The following is a 21,469-nucleotide window of genomic DNA, read 5'->3' on the forward strand; positions in this document are numbered from 1 at the left end:
GATGCAGGCAGGCAAGACGAGGATGCTGGCTACACATTACGACATAAGTCTCAGGCAGTTTGTCATTCCGGGCTTGACCCGGAATCCAGTGCTGTTCTGGATTCCCGCTTTCGCGGGAATGACGTCTATTGTTGCGACTTACGATACTATGTATAACCATATCCGCACTGCAGGGGGTGTGTGACGGAACCAAGACGAAAGATAGCATTGCTCGTTGCACTATTGGCACTGGCTGGCGCTGCACTCTTCGTCGGCTGGGGGGTGGTGCGCGACAAGGGGGGCGGCGGCGGCCTGGTGGCGAATGGGACGATTGAGGCTACCGAGGTCGAGGTCAGCTCGAAGCTGCCGGGTCGTCTCGCTCAGCTCATGGTGAAGGAAGGGGCCCAGGTCCAGGCGAATCAGGTCATCGCTCGGCTCGACACCCCGGAGATCGAGGCGGAGGTAGCGCAACAGCAGGCGGTACTGGCCAAGGCCGAGGCGCAGCTCAAGGAGTTGCTCGCCGGCTCGCGCCTTCAGGAAATCGAAGAGGCGCGCGCCAATCTGCAGCAGGCCGAGGATAACCTGAAGCTGGCTAAGGATGAGTGGGACCGGTTTGACAACCTCTTCAAAGAAGGGGCCATCTCAGCGCAAGAGCGAGATCGCGCCAAGAACAGGGTCGAGATCGCGCAGAGCCAGGTCAAGGCGGCGCAGGAGCGATACCAGATGATCCGGATTGGGCCTCGATCAGAGGTGATTGAGGCGGCCCGCCACGAACGCGATCGGGCAAAGGCGGCGCTTGGCATGGCCCAGGTCCGACTTCGCGACAGCACCATCCTGGCGCCCCTCGCCGGCATCGTCCTCATCAAGCGGGCCGAGCAAGGAGAGGTCGTCAATCCCGGCTTTCCCATCGTGATCCTCATCGATCCTGATGATCTGTGGCTGCGCGTCTACATCCCGGAGTCGGAGATCGGGTTGGTGGGTATCGGCCAGACCGCCGCGGTCACCGTCGATTCATTTCCGAATCGGCGCTTCGAAGGGAAGGTGATCGAGATCAGCTCGAAGGCCGAATTTACCCCCCGCACGGTCCAGACCAAGAAGGAGCGCGTGAACCTGGTCTTCGGGGTCAAGATCAGCCTGGACAACCGCGAGCGCCTACTGAAACCAGGGATGCCGGCCGATACCGAGATTAAGGTAGGAGACAGAGGGACAAAGCGAACCAGCCGTCGATCGCCCGCCCGGTGGAGTCCCCTCCATGGCTGAGATCGACCGCGATAGTTGCGCGGTCATCACCAAGGGGTTGACGAAACGATTCGGCAAGATCGTGGCCGTGGACCATGTGGACTTGACTATCAAAAGAGGCGAGATCTACGGGTTCCTCGGTTCGAATGGGGCCGGGAAGTCCACCACCATCCGGATGCTCTGCGGACTCCTGGACGCGACCGAGGGGTCAGGGTATGTGCTGGGCCACGATATTGCCACGGAGCCGGAGCGGATCAAGGAAAAGATCGGCTACATGTCCCAGCGGTTCAGCCTGTACGAGGACCTGACCGTCCGGGAGAACCTCGACTTCTACGCCAGCCTCTACTCGGTCCCGAATGGGATCAAGCGGGCCCGAATCGAGCAGATGATTCAGATGGCCGATCTGACCGGACGTGAGGGCGAGCTGGCGGCCCACCTGTCAGGCGGCTGGAAACAGCGCCTGGCCTTAGGGTGCAGTATCATTCATAAGCCAGAGCTCCTGTTCCTGGACGAGCCGACCGCAGGGGTCGATCCGGTCTCCCGCCGCAACTTTTGGGACCTGATCTACCGGCTCTCTGAGGAAGGGATCACCATCGTTGCCACCACCCACTACATGGATGAAGCGGAACACTGCGACAGTCTGGGATTTATCTATCAAGGTCGGATCACGGCCCAGGGGAGCCGTGAGGAGATCAAGGCGAATGCCCTCAAGGGCCAGGTCCTCGAGATCGAATGCCACCCGATACGGGAGGCCACGATATTCCTTGAAACGCTTCCCGGCGTGGCAGAGGTCGTCCGATTTGGGAACACCATCCACGTGGTGATCGAGGAGGGTGGCCCGTCGCCCACCGATGTGGAGGCGCGCCTGACCGGCGAGGGGCTCAAGGTTAACCGGGTTGAGGTGGCGACCCCATCGATCGAGGATATCTTTGTCTCATTCGTCGGCCTGGTCGACCGGCGCTCTCTCCGGGCGCAACTGAAGCGAATGCGGGAAGGCGAGATATGAGGTCACGCCTGCTCGGCATGATCCGCAAAGAGTTTATCCAGATGTGGCGCGACCGCTTTACGCTGGCCATGATGCTTTTTATGCCGATGATGATCCTCGGCATCATCGGGTGGGCCGTCAATACCGACGTCAAGCACATGCCGACCGCTGTCTTCGATCAGTCCCGGACGCCTGAGAGTCGAGAACTCCTCCATGCTTTTACCAACTCTCAATATTTCAACCTCGACTATCATGTGGACAGCTATGAACAGATTGCACGCCTTATCGACAGCAGCAGGGCCAAGGTAGGAATCATCTTTCCACCTGACTATGCCCGCTTGCTCAAGCAGCAGCGCGTCACGCAGGTCCAGGTGATCGTGGACGCCTCGGACCCATTGGTGGCGACATCGGCCATCAACGCGGCTAACGCGATCGGCCAGGTTGGCTCGATGCGGATCGTATCGGAGACGCTGCAGCGGAGCGCCGGTCGGGCCACCTCCACCGCCCCTCTGGATGTCCGGGTCCGGGCCTGGTACAACCCGGACCTTGTCAGCGCTATCTTCATCATCCCTGGCCTGCTGGGCTTCATCTTGATGCAAACCACTATCACCATCACCGCCATGGTGGTAGTGCGGGAGCGGGAGCGTGGAACGCTCGAGGCGCTGATCGTGAGCCCACTGCGCCGCTGGGAGTTGATGATCGGGAAGATCGTTCCGAATGTCCTGGTTGCCTATGCGCAAATGACATTCGCCCTCGTGTTCGGCGTCTGGATCTTCGACATCCCGATACGTGGAAGCCTGTTCCTCCTCTACTTCCTGTCCCTGTTCTTCATCATGGGGACCTTGGGTCTCGGTATCCTGTTATCCACCATCGCCAGGACCCAGGCGCAGGCCATGCAGATGTCGTATTTTATCTTCATCCCGTCGGTCTACCTCTCCGGAGTTCTCTTCCCGGTCGAGGCAATGCCGCCCTTGGCCAAGACCGTCGCCTACATAATCCCTCTCACCTATTACGTGGAGATTATTCGCGGGATCATCCTGAAAGGAATCGGCATCTCCTATCTCTGGACTCACCTGCTGGTCCTCACCGCCATCGGGGTGATCCTGATCACGACAAGCATTCTCCGCTTCCACAAGAAGCTCGGATGAGCACAGGGCCTCTTTTCAAGGCACAGCAGGGCCTATTCACGTGGTAGAATGAACGTAACTACTAAGGTGGATAGACCGAAGGCTGAAGGCTGTTAGTAATGCTGGCCCTCGCCGCGTCCGCTAACAAAGTAACGATAGGTGAAAACCATGCCTGACCCGGCAAGACTTGAACTGGCGGAATTCTATTTTAAAGAAGGACACCGACTGCAAGCGAGCTCGGATCTGGATGGCGCGATTGCAGCCTACAAGCGGTCCATAGAACTCTACCCGACGGCTGAGGCTCACACCTTCCTGGGGTGGGCATACAGCTTTCAGGGACAGATCGACGAGGCTATCAAGGAGTGTGAGGCTGCCATCCAGGTCGACCCTGATTTCGGCAATCCGTACAACGACATCGGCGTCTACCTGATTGAGAAGGGGCGGTACGACGAGGCGATCCCGTGGCTCGAACGGGCCATGGTGGCCAGGCGGTACGAACCTCGCCATTACCCCCACATGAATATGGGCCGAGTCCTTATGCGGAAAGGGAAATACCAAGAGGCGATCAGAGAGCTAAAACTGGCCCTGGAAATTGAGCCGAATTATACTGCGGCCCGCGTCGAGTTGCACAAGGTCCTGGGGCTGTTGAATTGACTGGCTGACCCCTTATCGAGGTCTGCGCTGCATGTTATCGCAATGGTCCATCCCTCTGTTCTTACTGGTGATTGCCGGGGCGACGATCATACCTGAAAGGCAGGCGCTTGGAAGCGAGTCTCCGCCTTCGGATCTACGCACCTCATCCGCCGATAGGACCAGACAGTATTTTACCCCTGAAGAGATCGACAGGGGGCGGGCATACGCGCGAGGGCGATATGTGTTGTATGGCGTGCGAATGGCGTTGACCCTCGGCCTCTTTGGGCTCATGACCCTGAGCCCACTGTCCGCGAAAATTCGCGATCTCAGCATCTCGGTCGCAAGCGGGCGTGTGTGGCTAACCATTGCGGTGTACGGCCTCTTGGTGGCTCTGCTGTATTATGCGGTCACGTTCCCTGTCAGCCTCTACGGGGGCTTCCTCCGCGAGCATACATTTGGCCTCTCTCGCCAGTCGGTCGCTTCGTGGGCGTGGGATTATACCAAAGGGGCACTGATCAACGCGGCGATCCTGCTCCCGCTGCTGATGCTGCTCTACGCTTTTATCCGATGGGATCCCGTCCGTTGGTATCTGTCGGCATGGGTTATCCTTGTCCTTGTGATGGGCTTGCTCGCTGAACTGTCTCCGATCCTCCTCGATCCGTTGTTTCACACGTTCCGACCGGTGCAGGATAAAGCGTTGGTGAACCGGCTCCGTGCGTTAACTGATCGGGCTGGTCTCACAGTAGGGCCGATCCTGGAGATAGATGCCAGCAAAAAAACCAACAAAACCAATGCCTACTTCACGGGGCTCGGACGAACGAGACGCATCGTTCTGTACGATACGCTGATCGCCGGCTCCACCCCTGAGGAGGTGGAACTGATTGTGGCGCATGAGTTGGGCCACTGGAGACGGCACCACACCTGGAAGGGGATGGCCATTAGCGCGACCTCGGCGCTGGCAGCCATGTGGTTGATCGCTCGCCTTCTCAATACCGCAGCCGACTCCGGACGCTTTGGTTTTATTCATCCGGCTGACCCTATGTCGTTACCGTTCCTGCTGCTCCTCTTCCTCGCCCTCACCATCCTGACGACGCCTATCCAGGTAGCTATTTCGCGGTCCTTTGAACGAGAAGCCGACCTCGAATCGCTCCGTCTCAGCGCTAACCCTGAGGCCTTTATCGGCGCAGAGGTCAAGCTTGCCAGGACGAATTTCGCAGACATCGAGCCACCGCGAGCCATGGTCTGGCTCTTGTATACCCACCCTCCGGTCCTCGAGCGGATCGCCATGGCCGAGTCTTTTCGAGCGAAACAGGGGCAGCGAAGAGGTGAAATTGATGACCGCTAGATCGTTCGGTCCTGTGATCCTTATCCATGGAGGCGCAGGAAAGGTAGCTCCTGACTTAGTTGAGTTACGGCGAGATGGTATTCGGGCAGCCGTTGTGAATGGATGGCAAGTGCTCACAGCGGGAGGCTCCGCGGTGGACGCCGTCGAGCAGGTAGTCAAGACACTGGAGGACGATCCGGCCTTCAACGCTGGCCGAGGCGCCGTCCTTAATCGGGATGGAGAGATAGAACTCGACGCCTCGATCATGGACGGCCGAGGTTTGGCAGCCGGAGCCGTCGGCGCCGTGAAACGGATCGCTAATCCTGTGACGCTCGCAAGAACAGTAATGGAGGCTGGCGGGCCAACCCTGCTTGTCGGGGAGGGGGCCCAGCGATTCGCCGCAGCGGTTGGGATCAAGGAGTGCGTGGCCGAAGCGCTGATTACGGAACGACAGCGTGCCCGATGGTCCGCCCTGCGAGAGGAGCAGGTCGAGGGTGTCGGTACCGTCGGCGCCATCGCCATCGACCAAGCGGGGCACTTAGCCGCAGCAACCTCGACGGGCGGCCTGCCGCTGAAGACACCAGGCCGCGTAGGCGACTCTGCGCTGATTGGCTGCGGGACCTATGCCGACGATCAGCTCGGCGCGGCCAGTTGCACTGGCAATGGGGAGGCGATCATTAAACTGGTGCTCGCAAAAACCGCTCTCGAGTTCCTTCGGATGGGCGAAGAGCCAATGGCGGCGGCCAGGCGTGCCGTCGGAGAGCTTACGGCCAGGACCGGCGCCGAGGTCGGCATCATCCTGCTCGATCAATACGGCCGAATTGGCGTTGCGAGGAATACCGCGCAGATGCCCTGCGCTTGCATCCGGGAGGGCAACACAGATCCTGAGATCTTTGATTGAGTCGAATGGTAACTGCTCAGGTAGATAGACTGAAGGCTGAAGGCTTTTAGGGGTAAGCCGCGTGATTATTTAAAACCCCGAGAAGGTCTTGAGGGGCTCGGTTCGTACCCTCTGATATAATTTAGAGCCTTCAGCCTTCAGTCTTCAGCCTAAACACCTGAGTAGTTACGCCGAATGAACGAAGAGGGTGGAGAGAATGGGCGATAAGAAACATGATGGCAGGGTTTCCAGATGGGGCGGGAATGGAACTGGCGTTTCCGCCGCGTTCTTCTATGGGTCTCTGCTCCTACTCCTCTACCTGACCTACCTGATCCTGATTCCCTTCGGGTCTCCGATTCTCTGGGCAGCCGTACTGGTCATTGTCTTTCAACCGGTCTATCGCCGCCTGCTGCAATGGCTCGGTGGCAAGTCCGCACTCACCGCCCTTGTGCTGACGATCACTGTGATTGCGGCCGTGATGATCCCGGCTATCCTGTGCGGGTGGGTACTGACGCGCGAAGCCGCCAGCTTCTATCAGGCGACAGAGCGTCTCTATCAGCAGCAGGGAGTCGCAGGGATCTCATCCCATCCGGTGGTGATGGCCGGGCGGGCCTTTTGGGATCGTATAAGCCTGCCCTTTACGCGTCTGGGCTTCGATCTGAATGCGCTACTGCTGAGCGGCCTGAGTGCGGTCAGCAGCTTCATCGTCGACAACCTAAAGGGGATCGCCCTCAACCTGTTGAGTTTTACGGTCAATTTCTTCCTCACCGTCTTCACCTTTTTCTTCTTACTCAGGGACGGTGAGGCGATCGTCGGCAGCCTCCAGAGGCTCTTGCCGCTTGAACGGAGACATGCCGAGGTGCTCTTTTCGCGTCTCTACGACGCTGTGTCAGCCGTAGTCCGCGGCACACTCGTGACGGCCCTGGCGCAGGGCGTCCTTGGTGGGGTAGGCTACTGGACCCTCGGTGTCCCGTACCCGGTCTTTCTCGGGCTGGCCACCGCCCTCTTCTCGTTACTCCCAGTTGGCGGATCAGGGCTGATCTGGGTCCCCGCAGCCGGTTATCTGTTCCTGGAGGGAAGCTGGATTAGCGGTCTCTTCCTGATCGCCTGGTCGGTAGTGGTCGTCAGCACTGCCGATAATGTGCTGAAGCCGGCGCTCATTTCAGGCGGCACCAATCTGCCGACGCTATTTCTATTTTTTGGTATGCTTGGCGGTCTTCAGGTATTCGGTATTCTCGGGTTCATCCTGGGGCCAGTGCTTCTAGTGACGCTCGCGACTTTCATCGAGATCTACGTAGAGCTATCGGCAACCCCGGCCGACCAGTCTATCGGAGGTAGGCAGGACAGGTGACGACAAGACAATGACCTTTCGGGTGTTATTAAAAGTGGTAAGGGATCTCAGGATCTCTCAGCAGGTAAGAGAAAATCAAGCAGGCTTAAGCAACCTAAGCCTGCTCTTCGGAAATTGTGCGCTACCGCGGTTAATAGCCGCCCCTGCGACCGCCGCCACCGCCGCCGCCACCGCCGCCGCTACCGCCGCCGCCGCGATATCCGCCACCGCCGCCGCTGCTGCTACCACCACCACTGCGATATCCGCCACCACCGCCACCACCGCCACCACTTCGGCGAGGAGCCTGTTCTTTTGCCTCATTGACCGTCAGCGCCCGACCACCAACATCTCGCCCATTCAAGGCCTGGATAGCGGCCTCAGCGTCGCTCGGACTCTCCATCTCAACGAAGGCAAAGCCCCGGGGTCGTCCAGTATCACGATCTGTAATGATCTTGACATCGGTGACCTTACGATCACCCTCTTCAAAGAGGGTGCGGAGCGCAGATGCATCCGTATCAAACGGGAGATTACCAACATACACTCGTGTTCCCATGCTTTCGAAACTCCTTCCGTCGGCCTGCGGCCGACTTCTCACGGGTAGTTCGATTAGCGCCATCGCCATGGCCCCGCATTCCATGGCTGGCTTCATCCGCCCGGACCTCCCCGGGGGACTTAGAATTCCGCCGGGTCGCGGCGAACCGCGCGAGCCGCCTGGCGGCGAAGTCTACGTGCGGCCTCGCGAACCTTTCGGCGACGCTTCTCCCCTGGTTTTTCGTAGTGCGCTCTTCGTTTCAGTTCCTTCAAGATCCCATCGCGCAAGATGAGCTTCTTGAAGAGTCGAAGAGCTGATTCTACCCCTCGGCCATCTACCTTGACTTCGAGGGGGCGATGCCTCGTCCCTTTGTCGTACCTCGAACCCCCGCCTGTTTCCTCAGTACCATCGTCAAGAGCCATTATCCCTCGTCATCGCAGTGTCGCTTCCCGCTGACATGATTCACGGTCTTAGAAACGAAAATACCGCGAGCCCCTGGTCCTTGCGGTGTTTTCAGTAAACGCAAACGCAGGCCTCAGACCAAAAATCGACTGAGTATAAGCATCCCCTGCAGGTGTGTCAAGGATAATCAGCCAACACCCCGGTAGAGACATCAACCAGCCCTTGCGCTCGCCCTGATCCTGATGTATATAAGAGATGTGGCGAAGGTAACACGCATGGGGCAGCGTGGGCAGCGGCCCAACCCGAAGCAGGATGAATAAGGGCAATGATATGCCGGCCTCGGACAGGGAGCAATTCATAAATTTTGCTTTTTACCTGGTACCTGCTGCCGATCGGTCAGCGTCAGGAGATCATGAATGCCCATATCAAGGTAGGTCACAAGTTTCCATCGGTGAAACTGAACACCACCTACTCATTTGGCCTCGATGACCAGGAGTTTGTGGTAGCATTTGAAAGCGACAGGCCGGCAGATTTCGTGGAGCTTATTATGGCGCTCCGTGAGACCGAGGCCAGTCGTTTTACCCTTCGCGATACGCCGATCTTCAGCTACATTCAAAAGACCATTCACGAGACCCTGGACGACCTGGGCTAGAAAGCGGACAGCGCATGGAGACACGTCTCATCCACATCGGACATAGTCCGGACCCGGATGATGCATTTATGTTTTACGCCCTGGCCAAGGAGCGACTTGACACGGGCCGGTTTCGCTTCCAGCATATCCTCGAAGCGATAGACGTTCTGAACGGTTGGGCGATGGAAGGCAGGCTGGAGGTGACAGCGATCTCAGCCCATGCGTACACGTATGTGTCTGACCGCTACTTTCTGCTGCCCCATGGCGCCAGCATCGGACGGAACTACGGGCCGATCCTCGTGGCGAAGCGCCCACTCGATCCTGCCGACCTCCGTGGCAAGCGAATTGCCGTTCCCGGTAGACTCACGACGGCCTTCCTTGTGCTGCAGCTCTACTTGCGTGAGTTTCAGGCTGTCGAGGTCCCCTTCGACCAGGTCTTCGACGCGGTCGAAAGAGGAGAGGCGGATGCCGGACTTGTCATCCACGAGGGGCAGCTCACCTTCGAGGCCAGCGGTTTTACCAAGCTGCTGGATCTCGGAACCTGGTGGTACGAGCAGACCGCGCTGCCCCTGCCATTGGGGGCCAATGCTATCCGCAAGGATCTGGGTGAACCGTGTTGTCTGGAGGTTTCGGGATACCTTCAGGCCAGTATCAACTATGGCCTGGCTCACCGACAAGAGGCGCTTCAATACGCCATGCAGTTTGGTCGTGGATTAGATGTGGCTCTAACCGATCGATTCGTCGGTATGTATGTGAACGAGGATACCCGTACCTGGAATCAGGAAACCAGACAGGGCCTCGAACATCTCCTGAATTTAGCATGGGAACAAGGCCTGATAACCAAGCGAATCCAACCGGAGTTCCTCCCCGGTTAAGCCCCTACTCCCCTCATTTCTTCACACCCTCGGTCCGATCCGACCCACAACTGTCGGCAACCGGATCCCTCCCCCATCACCACTCTTGACACCGTGCAATGCCGCGTCTATGCTCAGCTCGATGGAGAGCCACCGTAGTGAAAGTTCTTACACTCTAGTTGGCGTGTCGTTCATCATCAGCATTCTAACCAAGGAGGGCTTGCAGATGAAACAGATTCTCACATTTACCGGTGCCGTCACGAGCGCGCTGTTGTTCAGCACGTGGGCCTTTGCCCAATACCAACCACCCGTAATCCCGACGGTACCGACGATCTCGGACATCAAGACCGGGGTTGAACAAAAAGCGGCGGAGGAACGTGGGAAAGCGGAAGGGAAGGCCAAAGCGGCCGTTGATAGAGTAGAAGAGAAATCAAAGAAAGCCGCAGACAAGGCGGCCATGAAAGCTGAGCAGGCGCAGAAGAAAGTCCAGCAGGAGACGGAGAAGGCGGCTGCAAAGGCCGAGCAGCAGAAGCATAAAGCAGAAACCAAGGCGATCCAGATGCAGGGAAAAGTTAAGGAACAAACAGAGAAGGCACACAACGCGGCCGTGGGACACGTAGAGAAAGCCGAAACAAAGACCTCACGGGAGATAGAGAAGGCCGAAAAGAAGCTCTTGGGAGAATGAACTACCCCGCGGCAAGCCGCGTGGTAGTTCATTGTTGCGACTTACGACGCTATGTATAGCAATGAGTAGCGCGCCATTTGTCCGCTTAATGCACAGCCCCTATCAAAAGATATATACAGCCACCTGGGGTTCGGCTAGAATGTTATGAGATTGCGCATCTAAAAAATCTTCCGAGGAGAAGCTCCATGTCCAAAAAGCATCCAGTTATTGCAGTTACCGGATCATCTGGGGCAGGTACTACCTTTGTTAAACGTGCGTTTGAAAACATTTTCCGCCGCGAGGAAATTATCTCCGCGATTATTGAAGGTGATAGCTTCCACAGCGTAACCCGCGCGCAATTCAAGGAACGCTCTGCGGTTGAGCACAATTTCAGCCACTTCGGCCCCGAAGCCAACGACTTCCACGCACTCGAAGCGCTATTCAAGAGCTACGGTGAAGCGGGGGTTGGCAAAAAGCGTCACTACCTGCACAACGCTGAAGAAGCGGCATTCCATTGCAAGCGCTTGGCGGATGCGGGTATCGCCTGCAACGCTGGTTCAGGCGAATTTACCCCGTGGGAAGACACTGGAAGCAACACCGACGTCCTGTTCTATGAAGGCTTGCACGGTTTGGTGAAAGACACTTCCCCGGACCAGAAATACGGCGGCTATGACGTAGCCCAGCATGTTGACATCGGCATCGGGGTAGTGCCTAGCGTCAATTTGGAATGGATTCAAAAAATCCACCGTGACCACGCTGAGCGCGGCTATTCGCCTGAAGCAACCGTAGACAACATCATGCGCCGGATGCCGGACTACATTAACCATCTGGCCCCGCAATTCTCACGCACCCACGTCAACTTCCAGCGCGTGCCTACTGTGGATACCTCCAACCCGTTCATCGCGCGTGACATCCCGTCCGCAGATGAAAGCTTTGTGGTGATCCGCTTTGTCGATCCGAAACGTTTCGGGGTTGATTTCCCGATCCTGTTGGCGATGATCAATGGCTCATTCATCTCACGCCGTAACACCATCGTTGTTCCGGGCGGTAAGATGGTCTTGGCAATGGAACTGATCTTAGCCCCGATCATTCACATCATGATCGAGAACAAGCTCAAGGCGTAACATAACGCCCAATGTGTTCCGCCAGCCTTTGCGCCAATGCAGGGCTGGCAGATCCTAACGTGTCCATCTGAGTAGTTACGGCCGAACATGCAAGCCCTCTGACTACCTGATGCGGTAGGTCTCTATGCGCTCATGAGCGGCGCCCAGACCCAGCCAACCGGATGTCAGGCTCGTTCGCCCTTCCAAGTTTTTGTACACGTTAAAGAAGTGTTCGATTTCTTTCAGCACATGAGGCTCTACGTTGGCAAGATCCTCGATCCGCTGATAGCGCGGATCGCCGTGTGCTACGGCGAGGATCTTCTCATCGATCCCCTTATCATCGACCATGTCCAGCATCCCAACGGGCCGGGCTTCGACCAGGCAACCGGGGAATGTCGGCTGGGAGATAAGGATCAAAATGTCAAGCGGGTCCCCATCCTGACCGAGCGTGCCAGGGATAAATCCGTAGTCGGCCGGATAGTGCACCGGTGAGTACAATACGCGGTCCAGCCGGAACACGCCCAGATTCATGTCGTATTCGTACTTATTGCTCGATCCTGAGGGGATCTCCACCACTGTGTTGACAATAATCGGTGAGCCCTCCCCGATCGGTAAGCTTTTGTAGTTCATCGTTAAGCCCTCCTCAACTCACGACAACAGTGAGAATCATTGGGGTCTGCCCCGCTCAAGAGTAGAGACCATGAGTGCCAGTATTCTCATTGAATGGTCACCTCTGGGTTCACGCTATTATCTCACGGTGGGGTCTGTCTCGGAAGAACTTCGTGACGCGGCGTGAATCGCCCGAATCGCCCGAAGATTGCCTTTGAGGTGGCCATAGTGTATGATTTCCGGGATGTGGCGTTACCGTGGGTGAACAAGGAGACGCGTGAGTGCATAGCTTTCGGCAAGTGATAGTGGATGAGATTCTCCCTGCAGTGAGTAAGCCGTCCCGGTACATCGGGATGGAATGGAACGCCATCAAGAAGGACCCCGCCAACGCTAAAGTCAAAGTCGCGTTAGCCTTTCCCGATACGTACGAAATCGGCATGTCCCATCTGGGCCTGAAGATCCTGTACCAGATCCTGAACCGGCGGCCGGAGTTTATGGCGGAGCGGGCCTATGCGCCGTGGGTGGATGCGGAGCGGCTGCTGCGGCAGCAGAGGGTTCCACTCTGCACCATTGAATCCGGCTACAGCCTGGCGGATTTCGACCTGATTGGCTTCACGCTGCAGTACGAACTCTCCTACACGACGCTCCTGAACATGCTGGACCTGGCCGGTATCCCGCTCCAGAGCGAGCAGCGCCGCGAAGGGGATCCATTCGTGATCGCGGGTGGTCCTGTCGCCTTCAACCCGGAGCCGATCGCCGACTTTATCGACCTATTCCTGCTCGGCGATGCGGAGGAAGCGATTATAGAGATCTGCGAAGCGGTCATGCAGTGGAAAGCAACGGGGGGGCCGCGTGAAGAGCTCCTCGAGGCATGGGCCAAGATCGAAGGCTGCTACGTGCCCGCGCTCCACCAGGGCGAGACGATTCGCAAGCGGACAGCGATCCACCTCGATGGGATCGACTATGGCGCGTTTCTGGTCCCATTCATGGAGATCGTTCACGACCGCGTCAGTATCGAGGTGATGCGTGGATGTACGCAGGGGTGCCGCTTCTGTCAAGCCGGCTACATCTACCGACCGCTTCGAGAGCGATCCGCCGAGGAGATCATGCAGATGACCCTGCAGGCAAGACGAGGGACGGGGTATGAAGAGGTCTCGCTAGGCTCGTTGAGCATCGCCGATCTGACCGATCTCCCTCATCTTATCCACCCGCTCATGGAGGATCTCTTGCCGGAGAAGATCTCGCTGTCCCTCCCCTCCCTGCGGGTTGAAGCCCTGAACCGTTTTCCGCAGGTGGCCGAGGAGATCGGACGGGTTCGAAAGACCGGCTTCACCATCGCGCCGGAGGCCGGAAGCCAGCGGCTTAGAAAGGTGATCAATAAGGAGGGGTTCGACGAGGAACAGATCTTCATGGCCGTGAGGAATGCCGCCAAATCCGGCTGGGAGTCGGTGAAATTCTACTTTATGATTGGGCTCCCGACCGAGACGCAGACGGACCTGGACGAGATGATTCGCATCACGCGGGAATCGGCGCGGATCGCGCGGGCGGAGTCGGCTCGAGGCTTTGGGCTGACAGTCAGTACCTCCTCGTTCGTCCCGAAGCCCCACACCCCATTCCAGTGGTACGCACAGGAGCCGATGGATATCCTCAAGGAAAAGCAGGATTTCCTGAAGCGAAAGTTACGAGAGGCGAAAGTGTCGTACAAGTGGCATCATGTCCAGTCCTCCTTCCTGGAGGCGGTCTTCTCCCTGGGTGACCGCTCACTTGGTCGAGCCATCCTTCGTGGCTATGAACTCGGGTGTCGGCTTGACGGCTGGACTGAACATCTGAGGTTCGACCTATGGATGCAGGCCTTCGACGAGACAGGGATCGATCCGAAGGCGATCGCTAATCGGCCGCGCAATCTGGATGAACCGCTACCGTGGGATCATATCGACATCGGCGTCAACAAGTCGTTCCTACAGCGAGAGTACAAGAAGGCGTTAGAGGTCCGCGGGACGGCCGATTGTCACACGGCTCCATGCACGGCCTGTGGCGAGATCTGCCAGCCCAACTGGCCAACCTGGGCGGAGAAGGTCGGAATGAAAGTTTCGGGTCCAGAGTTTCGAGTTTCGAGTTCGACGTGCGTTGTTCCTGGCGCTGAACCCGAAATTCAAAACTCAAAACTCAAAACTTTATATGAAGCGCCCGTTCAGCGCATCCGGTTTATTTTTCAGAAGATCGGGGTGCTGCGGTATCTTTCGCACCTGGAGTTAATGAAGGCGTTGGGCCGGGCGGTGCGTCGGGCTCGGATAGCCGTAGCCTACTCCCAGGGGTATAACCCCCAACCAAAACTCGCGTGTGCCATGGCGCTTCCAGTGGGGGTCGAGGGGTGGCAGGAATTGGCGGACATCGAGTTGAGCGCGGCCATAGCCCCAGAGGAGTTGGTGGCACGAGTCAATCGGTCCCTGGCACCGGAGCTACACCTGCTCCGAGCCTGGGAGGTTCCATTGGCGTCGCCCTCGCTTACACCGTTGGTGCGGGAGCTCAACTATCGAGTCTCATTGCCGTTGGATAGCTCCTCCCAGGAGATCCGAGTGAAGCTCAGCTCCCAGGCGCTCTGCAATGAGTGGCTCGATCGGCCAAGCATCCCGGTCCGCGTCAGGCGAAAGGATAGGCTCGTGGATGTCGATGTCCGGCCGCAGATCCTGGCGTTAGTGGCGCTGCGCGAAGAGGGAAGTGCGTTCTGTTGGGACCTCCGCCTGAGTACGGGTCATGGCAGCAGTGTGCGACCACACGTGATTATGGCTCACCTGCTAAAAGATACGCTTGACGGCCAGTGTGATGAATGGGAGGCGAAGTTGCGTGTGGCAAGAGTTGCGCTGATCCTGGATGGCGAGCAGTGATAGCTCTTGCCGCTTGCGAGCATTAACGTTTAGTAATCCACCTGCTTAAGGAGAAAGCGATTATCGCTCAATGAAACGCGAGATTATTGTGAACTCTTCCATCGTGGAAACTCGAGTGGCCGTCCTGGAGGACGGCGTTCTAGTCGAGTTGCTGATCGACGACTCGAAGAATAAGAGTATTGCCGGAAACATTTATAAAGGGCGTGTGCTAAAAATCCTTCCTGGGATGCAGGCGGCCTTCGTAGATTTGGGCCTGGCGAAGGATGCCTTTCTGTACGTTCGGGACATCTTCGAGGACGTGGAGGAATTTGAGCAATTGCTCACCATCGGCGAGGATGACGAGCCAGGAGAACCCCTCTCCGATGAGCCGAGGTCCAACTTCGCTCGAGGTCGCCGCCCACAGGCCAGCATCGAGGAAATCCTGAAGGAGGGCCAGGAGATTGTCGCGCAGGTGGCCCGTGAGCCACTCGGGACCAAGGGCGCTCGTATCACCTCTCACATCACCCTGCCCGGCCGCCACCTGGTCTATATGCCTACCGAGCAGCACGTCGGGGTTTCGCGGAAGATCGAGGACGAAGCGGAACGATCCCGGCTGAAGCAGATCATCGAAGAGATTAACCCTCAACGGGAGGGGGTCATCGTCAGAACCGCCGGGATCGGTAAGGAGAAAGACGAGATCGAGGCCGACCTCGAGTTTCTCCGGTCCCTCTGGAAAAAGATCAAAGACAAGGCCGAAACACTCACCGCCCCGGCAGTGGTACAGCAGGACCTGGACCTGATCTTCCGGATTTTCCGCGACCTCTTCACGAAGGAGGTGGTCCGCCTGGTGGTAGACAGTCCGACGGAGTACGAGCGGTGTCTGGAGTATGCCGAGTCGCTGCATCCCGATCTGAAGTCGCATCTATTTCTTTACACCGAGGATGAGCCGATCTTCAAGTCGTTCGGTATTGAACGAGAGATCGAGAAAGCGCTGCGACACAAGGCGTGGCTCAAATCAGGTGGCTACATCGTGTTGGAGCAGACGGAGGCGCTAGTCTCCATCGATGTCAACACCGGAAAATATGTCGGCAAGCACGATTTTGAAGAGACGGTCCTCAAGACCAACCTGGAGGCGGCCCGGGAGATCGCGCGCCAGGTGCGCTTACGAGACCTGGGTGGGATCATTATCATCGACTTCATCGACATGGCTCGGCAGGAGAGTCGGGATCGGGTGCTCCAGGATCTGAAGGAGGCACTGAAGCCAGACCGCTCCCCCACCAACGTTTCACTCCTATCAGAGCTTGGCCTGGTCGAGATGACGCGGAAGCGGGTCCGCCAAGGGTTGAACAAATCCCTGAGCGCTTCATGCCCTGCGTGCGGCGGTCTTGGCTACGTCCGTTCAACCCCCTCCATCGCCCATCAAGTCCTTCGAGAGGTAGAGTGGCGGTTGTTCAGCAAGCGGATCCCCATGGTCCGGATCCGTGCCCATCCCGACCTGATCGACTGGTTCCGAGCTGAGGATGGCGAGGTAATCGAAGCGCTCCAGCAGACCTACGGCGGAGAGATCATCCTGGTTCCGGAAGAATCTTTGGCTCCCGGGAAATACCAGTTGCTGGAGGGGTAGCGCAGAGGTTGAGATCTGCTACTTGGCGAGCAACTACTCAGGTAGATAGGCTGAAGGCTAAAGGCTTTTAGCTGTTGTCCCTCATGTGTACTCCGCCACAAGGCGGTCTTTGTGCATGACGGGCACGATGTCGGTCAGATCCACTTGCGCGCAGATCTCTAGGTCCGCCCCAAGGCCTTTGTGAATAATATGTCTTCCCCATTCGCAGCCTCGGAGCATCCCAAGCAGGTCGTCCCGATAGGTTGCAAAGAGTTGGTGGGCGGCCCTGGCGGCATCGCTGAGCTCAAGCGCGCGATCAGAGATGCAGAGCAAGCGATCGATCAACATCCCGCTGCCCACAGCATCTTCCAAGCAGAAACGGCCATGCGTACCCGCGCACACAATGAGGATGTCGAGCCCGGTTCCTCTGAGCCAGCGTGCGGTGGCAGCCGCGTTTAAGAATGAGCAGGCAATTATTGCCTGAGCCCCTGGGGCAGCCTGGAATGCGCGGGTCCCGTTGGTTGTCGTCAGGACAACCGTCTTATCCCGGACGCGCTCTCGCCCATATTCGGCTGGAGAATTCCCGAGTTCAAAGCCTACCGCCTTGCCTGCTCTCCGTTCTCCCGCAAGTATGGCCCCTCCGCCTAGCCTTTGCGCCACAGCCCTGGCCTCGCTCAGCGTTCGTACAGGGATGACACCAGCACAACCGTGGTGCAGCGCCATGGTGATGGTCGTCGTGGCTCGTATCACGTCGATCACAGCCACTGCTCGACCAGAGGCGGACCGGCAGGCAGGATCCAACCGACTGAATGCCACCTCGACGATCACGATGGTGATCCCATCTCAGTAACCCCACCAACGCCCTGCCCCAACTCCATTGACACCCCTCTGAAGACCTGCTATGAACAGGTGGCCATCACCTTTCAGCAGGAAGGTTCCGGATAATGCGTGCTAACTTTTCGTCGGATCAAAAGCGAACTATAGCCACGCTGAGCGTCGCCATCGCGATTCGGATGCTCGGCATCTTTCTCGTACTTCCCATTTTTACGCTCTATGGAGAGCAATTTACCAGCTCAAAACCACTGATCGGTCTTGCCCTCGGTAGCTATGGGCTGGCCAATGCCCTGCTTCAGATCCCGTTCGGCTGGCTGTCCGACCGATTTGGGAGGAAACCTCTCCTGATCATCGGCCTCATACTTCACGGCGTGGGCTCCATCCTGGCCGCCGTCCCTCCCAACATCTACGCCCTCATCGCCGCGCGCCTGATCCAAGGGACCGGCGCCGTCAGCTCTGTCGCATTCGCCATGGTGGCCGATTCGGTCGATGAGAAGAATCGCGCAACCGCAATGGCCTTCCTCGGGATCTCCATTGGCCTCTCCTTCGTCGGCGGCATCCTGGCTGGACCGATGATCGCAAGCCTCAGCGGTTATGCGTCCCTCTTCTGGCTGTCCGGCCTTCTGAGCCTGCTCGCATCCATCTACGTGGCGGTTGCCATCAAGGAGCCGCCAAGGGAGCGAAGAACGGCTGACGTCTCTGGCGACCGGCCATCGGTCGCTTCGGTGTTCAAGATCCCCGGCATCATCAAGCTGGGTGTCTGTGGATTCCTCATGTCGTTCTTCATGAGTAGTTTCTTCTTCTACTTTCCCTTACTGGCTCGCCGCCACCTGCCCCTGCAAAGTTACTACCTCTTGCTTGGCCCGATGGTCCTCGCCGCCGCTGTCGTGATGTTTGGGGCCTCCAGGGCAGCCGACCGGGGCTGGGCAAAATCGATGGGCGTGATGGCCTTCGTTGTTCTTGCGATCAGTGGATGGCTGCTCTTTCGAGGAGCTGACCTTGGACTCCAAGACCATCCGCTACTGGTCCTCACTATTGCAGGCGTGTTCTTCTTTGCCGGCTACACCAGTCTTGAACCGATCCTGCCCAGCCTCATCACCAAAGCGTCACCTAAGACCATGTATGGGACAGCGCTGGGGACTTACAGTTCTCTGCAATTCCTCGGCAGCTTCGCAGGCGGAGCGGCTGCGGGATTTCTCAGTACACTAGGGACGGAGTTCGTGATGGCAGCACTGCTGGTTGCCGCAGCTTCAGGCATCATACTGATGTCCCAGGTAAAGACCGCATAACCTGACGGCATCAATCGCACTTCTGGCGTAGTGCGTCTACCACTTCTTTACATCTACCGTTCACCCTGAGCTTGTCGAAGGGCGAACGGAATGTATAACGAAGAGTTGAATACACTACACTAGCGGATGAACCCTTCTTCGCTCTCTCTTCTCACCGCCTCGCGAATTTCGAGGCTCCTACGAAAATAGCAGGGGCGGCAGATACTTCGGACAATATCCGAGGTTGGCCCTTCCGCAAGGAGAAAGGTTTCCTGGAGTGCGATTGCCCTGCCGCAAAGGAAACAGTAACGGGGCGTCTCTTTCATTTTTACCTCAAGCGGTGACCCACGTTAGAGCCTGATAGCACAGAACACGGGGTAACCATTCAGTTACGGGTGGAAAATCTCCCTCCGGCTTAATACATGCCGGGGCAGGCTCTAGCCCCTCTTTTCCAAAGAAGGGGACTACCCGTTTCCCCCTTTGAAAAAGGGGGATTAAGGGGGATTTTATAAAAACATACCACATTTTATTTTAATGATTTCCCCCCTCTCACTGAATGGTTACAACACGGGGAAGATTTCCCTTGACAGTTTTCCCCATGTCCGCTTAAATCATCCCCGTTAATACACTTTTCAATGTGGGGCTGTGGCGCAGTTGGGAGCGTGCCTGACTGGCAGTCAGGAGGTCACGGGTTCGAATCCCGTCAGCTCCACCAATTACTTCACCCATTCGTTGGCGTAGTCGGCGCGTAGCCTGATCGTCCCGCCTTAGCATTCTCCCAGCGCATCGGATAGACGTCCTGACGACCCAAACAGACGCCGGGGCGAGTGCAACCAGCCCGATCCCACGAGACCAAGCTCCGCAGCGCCCCTCTCCCGAGAGCCCGCACATCGCGCACTCTCCCACGCATGCCAGGCTATATCCCGGACCCTAGCCGTCACCCTTGACGCCATTGTGCGATATCCTATCATAGCGCTCGACGAGAATCCAATAGCCCGGAGATAGAGAGATTGGGCAGCAATTCCTCATTCCCACCGGAGGTACATTGGGTTCCGTGAGGTCGAATGGTGGAAGAGTCGCGACGCCGGCGTTGGAACGGGATGGCGGTTGGTAGGAAGCGAGCACTAACGGGGTCTGGCGGCTCGGCGGAGACAGGGGTGGAGGCCTGCACTGTAGTTCCGACTACAACAGCGGCTAACGCATGAGGTCCACTGCACCATTTGGGCTCAATACCACTATTCTTTATATCGAGGAGAGCCTGAGGCCTGCTTAGCCAGAAGGGCCGGTTGAAGCCAGGATGCCTGCCAGCCAGGTCGAAGGGCCTGCAGCGCCACGACGGCTGCCAAGGCCGCAAGGGCAAAGAGGAGCAACCCGGTTCCATACGAGCCGGTCAGATCCTTGAGGAGGCCGAGGAGCATGACCTGGAAGAATCCGCCAATTCCACCCATCGCGCCCACGACCCCGGTAGCAACGCCGATCTCGCTCCGGAACCTCTGTGGAATTACCTGGAAGAGCGCCCCATTGCCGAGCCCCATGGCGGCCATCGCCAGGAAGAGGAGGACGGTCACCACAGGGAGTGGAGGGAGGAGCCCCGCGCCTGCGGTCAGGACGCCGATGGCGCCGAAGATGATCGAGAGGAGCTGCACTCCACCCATGCGGTCCGCGAGATACCCGCCTACCGGCCTGAATAGAATTCCGGCCAGGACACACAGGGCGGCCATGTTGCCCGCCATCACCCGCGAGAGACCGTACTGATCATGGAAGAAGATGACGAGGAAGCTGGCCAGCCCGACAAAGCCGCCGAAGGTTATAGCGTAGAAGAGGTTGAACCACCAACAGTCGCTCTCCTGGAGGATCTTCAGGGACTCCGACCACCGTTTGGGGACGGGACGGTTAGGACTCTCCTTCGCGAGCCAGTGGCTCATCGCCAATGTGAGCAAGACGGGGAGAATCGCCAAGCCGAAGACATGTCGCCATCCTACTACCTCCGCCAGCCAAGGCGCGATCAGGGCAGCGAGGGCTGCCCCGAGGTTGCCGGCGCCGACGATCCCGTTGGCCAGCCCCTGGTGTTCTGGCGGATACCATCGGCTGACCATTGGGATGGCGACTGTGAAGCCGGCCCCGGCGAAGCCGAGGAGGAGCCCCACCGCTATTACGGAAGCGAAGCTATCGGCCACGAGCCATCCCCCAAGCAGCGGGAGGAGAACCAGGATTTGAAGCACAGCACCCGTCTTCTTGGCGCCGAACTGGTCGGCCAGGATTCCGACTGGGATTCGGAGGAGAGAGCCGGTGAGGATCGGGATGGCCACTATGAGACTTGTTTGGCTGCCGGTCAGATCCAACTCGCCGGCAATGAAAACTCCCAAGGCCCCCATGAGAACCCAGATCATGCAGTGGATGGTGAAATACAGAAACGCGCTGATGAGGGTTCTGGGGTGCCCGACCTTGGTGAAATCTTTGAACGGCATTCCGGACCTCTTGTGTACCGTCTACTCTTGTACGGGCTGCTTCGTCAGCGCGCTCCCGCTCAGCCCTCGGATCTAGAAAAGAAAAAGCCCTTCATCGATATTCCGATGAGGGGCCCATCACTCTGTCTCCGGCCGCCAAT

At 57.9% G+C, this 21,469-nt stretch carries 19 protein-coding genes and 1 tRNA gene; 15 read left to right on the forward strand and 5 right to left on the reverse strand.

Features of this window, described 5'->3' with window-relative positions; all coding sequences use genetic code 11:
* Positions 1-180 precede the first annotated feature (180 nt).
* From CLG94_RS07465 to CLG94_RS07495, 7 genes are all read left to right on the forward strand, one after another.
* Complete coding sequence (locus CLG94_RS07465; RefSeq protein ID WP_107562248.1) at positions 181-1,239, forward strand: HlyD family secretion protein; 1,059 nt, start codon at positions 181-183, stop codon at positions 1,237-1,239.
* On the forward strand, positions 1,232-2,224 hold the full coding sequence (locus tag CLG94_RS07470; RefSeq protein ID WP_107562250.1) for an ABC transporter ATP-binding protein: 993 nt from the start codon (positions 1,232-1,234) through the stop codon (positions 2,222-2,224). Before CLG94_RS07465 ends, CLG94_RS07470 begins: the two co-directional genes overlap by 8 nt.
* Entirely contained in the window at positions 2,221-3,351 is a 1,131-nt protein-coding gene (locus CLG94_RS07475; protein ID WP_107562252.1) for an ABC transporter permease, read from the forward strand. Before CLG94_RS07470 ends, CLG94_RS07475 begins: the two co-directional genes overlap by 4 nt.
* A gap of 147 nt (positions 3,352-3,498) precedes the next feature.
* The gene (locus tag CLG94_RS07480; protein ID WP_107562254.1) at positions 3,499-3,984 is read left to right on the forward strand and encodes a tetratricopeptide repeat protein; all 486 of its coding nucleotides are present in this window, start codon (positions 3,499-3,501) and stop codon (positions 3,982-3,984) included.
* A 31-nt stretch (positions 3,985-4,015) separates the two neighbouring features.
* Positions 4,016-5,308, forward strand: a complete 1,293-nt coding sequence (locus CLG94_RS07485; protein ID WP_107562255.1) for a M48 family metallopeptidase — start codon at positions 4,016-4,018, stop codon at positions 5,306-5,308.
* Positions 5,298-6,188 carry an isoaspartyl peptidase/L-asparaginase family protein gene (locus tag CLG94_RS07490; RefSeq protein ID WP_107562257.1) on the forward strand — a complete coding sequence of 297 codons (891 nt, stop codon included), beginning with the start codon at positions 5,298-5,300 and terminating at the stop codon, positions 6,186-6,188. The genes CLG94_RS07485 and CLG94_RS07490 overlap by 11 nt, the downstream gene beginning before the upstream one ends.
* Before the next feature lie 196 nt (positions 6,189-6,384).
* The gene (locus CLG94_RS07495; protein ID WP_107562259.1) at positions 6,385-7,518 is read left to right on the forward strand and encodes an AI-2E family transporter; all 1,134 of its coding nucleotides are present in this window, start codon (positions 6,385-6,387) and stop codon (positions 7,516-7,518) included.
* A 130-nt stretch (positions 7,519-7,648) separates the two neighbouring features.
* On the opposite strand, the gene CLG94_RS07500 is transcribed toward CLG94_RS07495, so the two are convergent.
* Complete coding sequence (locus CLG94_RS07500; RefSeq protein WP_320414618.1) at positions 7,649-8,146, reverse strand: RNA recognition motif domain-containing protein; 498 nt, start codon at positions 8,144-8,146, stop codon at positions 7,649-7,651.
* Between the two features lie 23 nt (positions 8,147-8,169).
* Complete coding sequence (gene rpsU, locus CLG94_RS07505) at positions 8,170-8,451, reverse strand: 30S ribosomal protein S21 (RefSeq protein WP_107562263.1); 282 nt, start codon at positions 8,449-8,451, stop codon at positions 8,170-8,172.
* Positions 8,452-8,795: 344 nt separating this feature from the next.
* Here rpsU and CLG94_RS07510 point away from each other — a divergent pair, with 344 nt between their 5' ends.
* From CLG94_RS07510 to CLG94_RS07525, 4 genes are all read left to right on the forward strand, one after another.
* On the forward strand, positions 8,796-9,083 hold the full coding sequence (locus tag CLG94_RS07510; protein WP_320414619.1) for a chlorite dismutase family protein: 288 nt from the start codon (positions 8,796-8,798) through the stop codon (positions 9,081-9,083).
* Positions 9,084-9,097: 14 nt separating this feature from the next.
* The gene (locus CLG94_RS07515; protein WP_107562265.1) at positions 9,098-9,937 is read left to right on the forward strand and encodes an MqnA/MqnD/SBP family protein; all 840 of its coding nucleotides are present in this window, start codon (positions 9,098-9,100) and stop codon (positions 9,935-9,937) included.
* 205 nt (positions 9,938-10,142) lie between these two features.
* Positions 10,143-10,601: a hypothetical protein gene (locus CLG94_RS07520; RefSeq protein WP_107562266.1), complete on the forward strand. Its 459-nt coding sequence runs from the start codon at positions 10,143-10,145 to the stop codon at positions 10,599-10,601.
* A gap of 185 nt (positions 10,602-10,786) precedes the next feature.
* On the forward strand, positions 10,787-11,704 hold the full coding sequence (locus tag CLG94_RS07525) for a phosphoribulokinase (RefSeq protein WP_107562268.1): 918 nt from the start codon (positions 10,787-10,789) through the stop codon (positions 11,702-11,704).
* Positions 11,705-11,806: 102 nt separating this feature from the next.
* Here CLG94_RS07525 and CLG94_RS07530 read toward each other — a convergent pair whose 3' ends face one another.
* Positions 11,807-12,313, reverse strand: a complete 507-nt coding sequence (locus CLG94_RS07530) for an inorganic diphosphatase (protein ID WP_107562269.1) — start codon at positions 12,311-12,313, stop codon at positions 11,807-11,809.
* Positions 12,314-12,573: 260 nt separating this feature from the next.
* Between CLG94_RS07530 and CLG94_RS07535 the strand changes: the two genes are divergently transcribed.
* Both CLG94_RS07535 and CLG94_RS07540 read left to right on the forward strand, forming a co-directional pair.
* Positions 12,574-15,177: a TIGR03960 family B12-binding radical SAM protein gene (locus CLG94_RS07535; RefSeq protein WP_133174663.1), complete on the forward strand. Its 2,604-nt coding sequence runs from the start codon at positions 12,574-12,576 to the stop codon at positions 15,175-15,177.
* Between the two features lie 70 nt (positions 15,178-15,247).
* Positions 15,248-16,780, forward strand: coding sequence for an Rne/Rng family ribonuclease (locus CLG94_RS07540; protein WP_107562273.1), 1,533 nt, complete (start codon positions 15,248-15,250; stop codon positions 16,778-16,780).
* 81 nt (positions 16,781-16,861) lie between these two features.
* On the opposite strand, the gene CLG94_RS07545 is transcribed toward CLG94_RS07540, so the two are convergent.
* Positions 16,862-17,587, reverse strand: a complete 726-nt coding sequence (locus CLG94_RS07545) for a 2-phosphosulfolactate phosphatase (RefSeq protein ID WP_107562274.1) — start codon at positions 17,585-17,587, stop codon at positions 16,862-16,864.
* A 116-nt stretch (positions 17,588-17,703) separates the two neighbouring features.
* Between CLG94_RS07545 and CLG94_RS07550 the strand changes: the two genes are divergently transcribed.
* Both CLG94_RS07550 and CLG94_RS07555 read left to right on the forward strand, forming a co-directional pair.
* Positions 17,704-18,882 carry an MFS transporter gene (locus CLG94_RS07550; RefSeq protein WP_107562276.1) on the forward strand — a complete coding sequence of 393 codons (1,179 nt, stop codon included), beginning with the start codon at positions 17,704-17,706 and terminating at the stop codon, positions 18,880-18,882.
* 618 nt (positions 18,883-19,500) lie between these two features.
* Positions 19,501-19,576: transfer RNA gene (locus CLG94_RS07555), tRNA-Ala, on the forward strand.
* Positions 19,577-20,096: 520 nt separating this feature from the next.
* Here CLG94_RS07555 and CLG94_RS07560 read toward each other — a convergent pair.
* Positions 20,097-21,329 carry a nitrate/nitrite transporter gene (locus CLG94_RS07560; protein ID WP_107562278.1) on the reverse strand — a complete coding sequence of 411 codons (1,233 nt, stop codon included), beginning with the start codon at positions 21,327-21,329 and terminating at the stop codon, positions 20,097-20,099.
* Between the last annotated feature and the right edge of the window lie 140 nt (positions 21,330-21,469).

The organism is Candidatus Methylomirabilis limnetica (assembly GCF_003044035.1).
Taxonomy (GTDB): Bacteria; Methylomirabilota; Methylomirabilia; order Methylomirabilales; family Methylomirabilaceae; genus Methylomirabilis; species Methylomirabilis limnetica.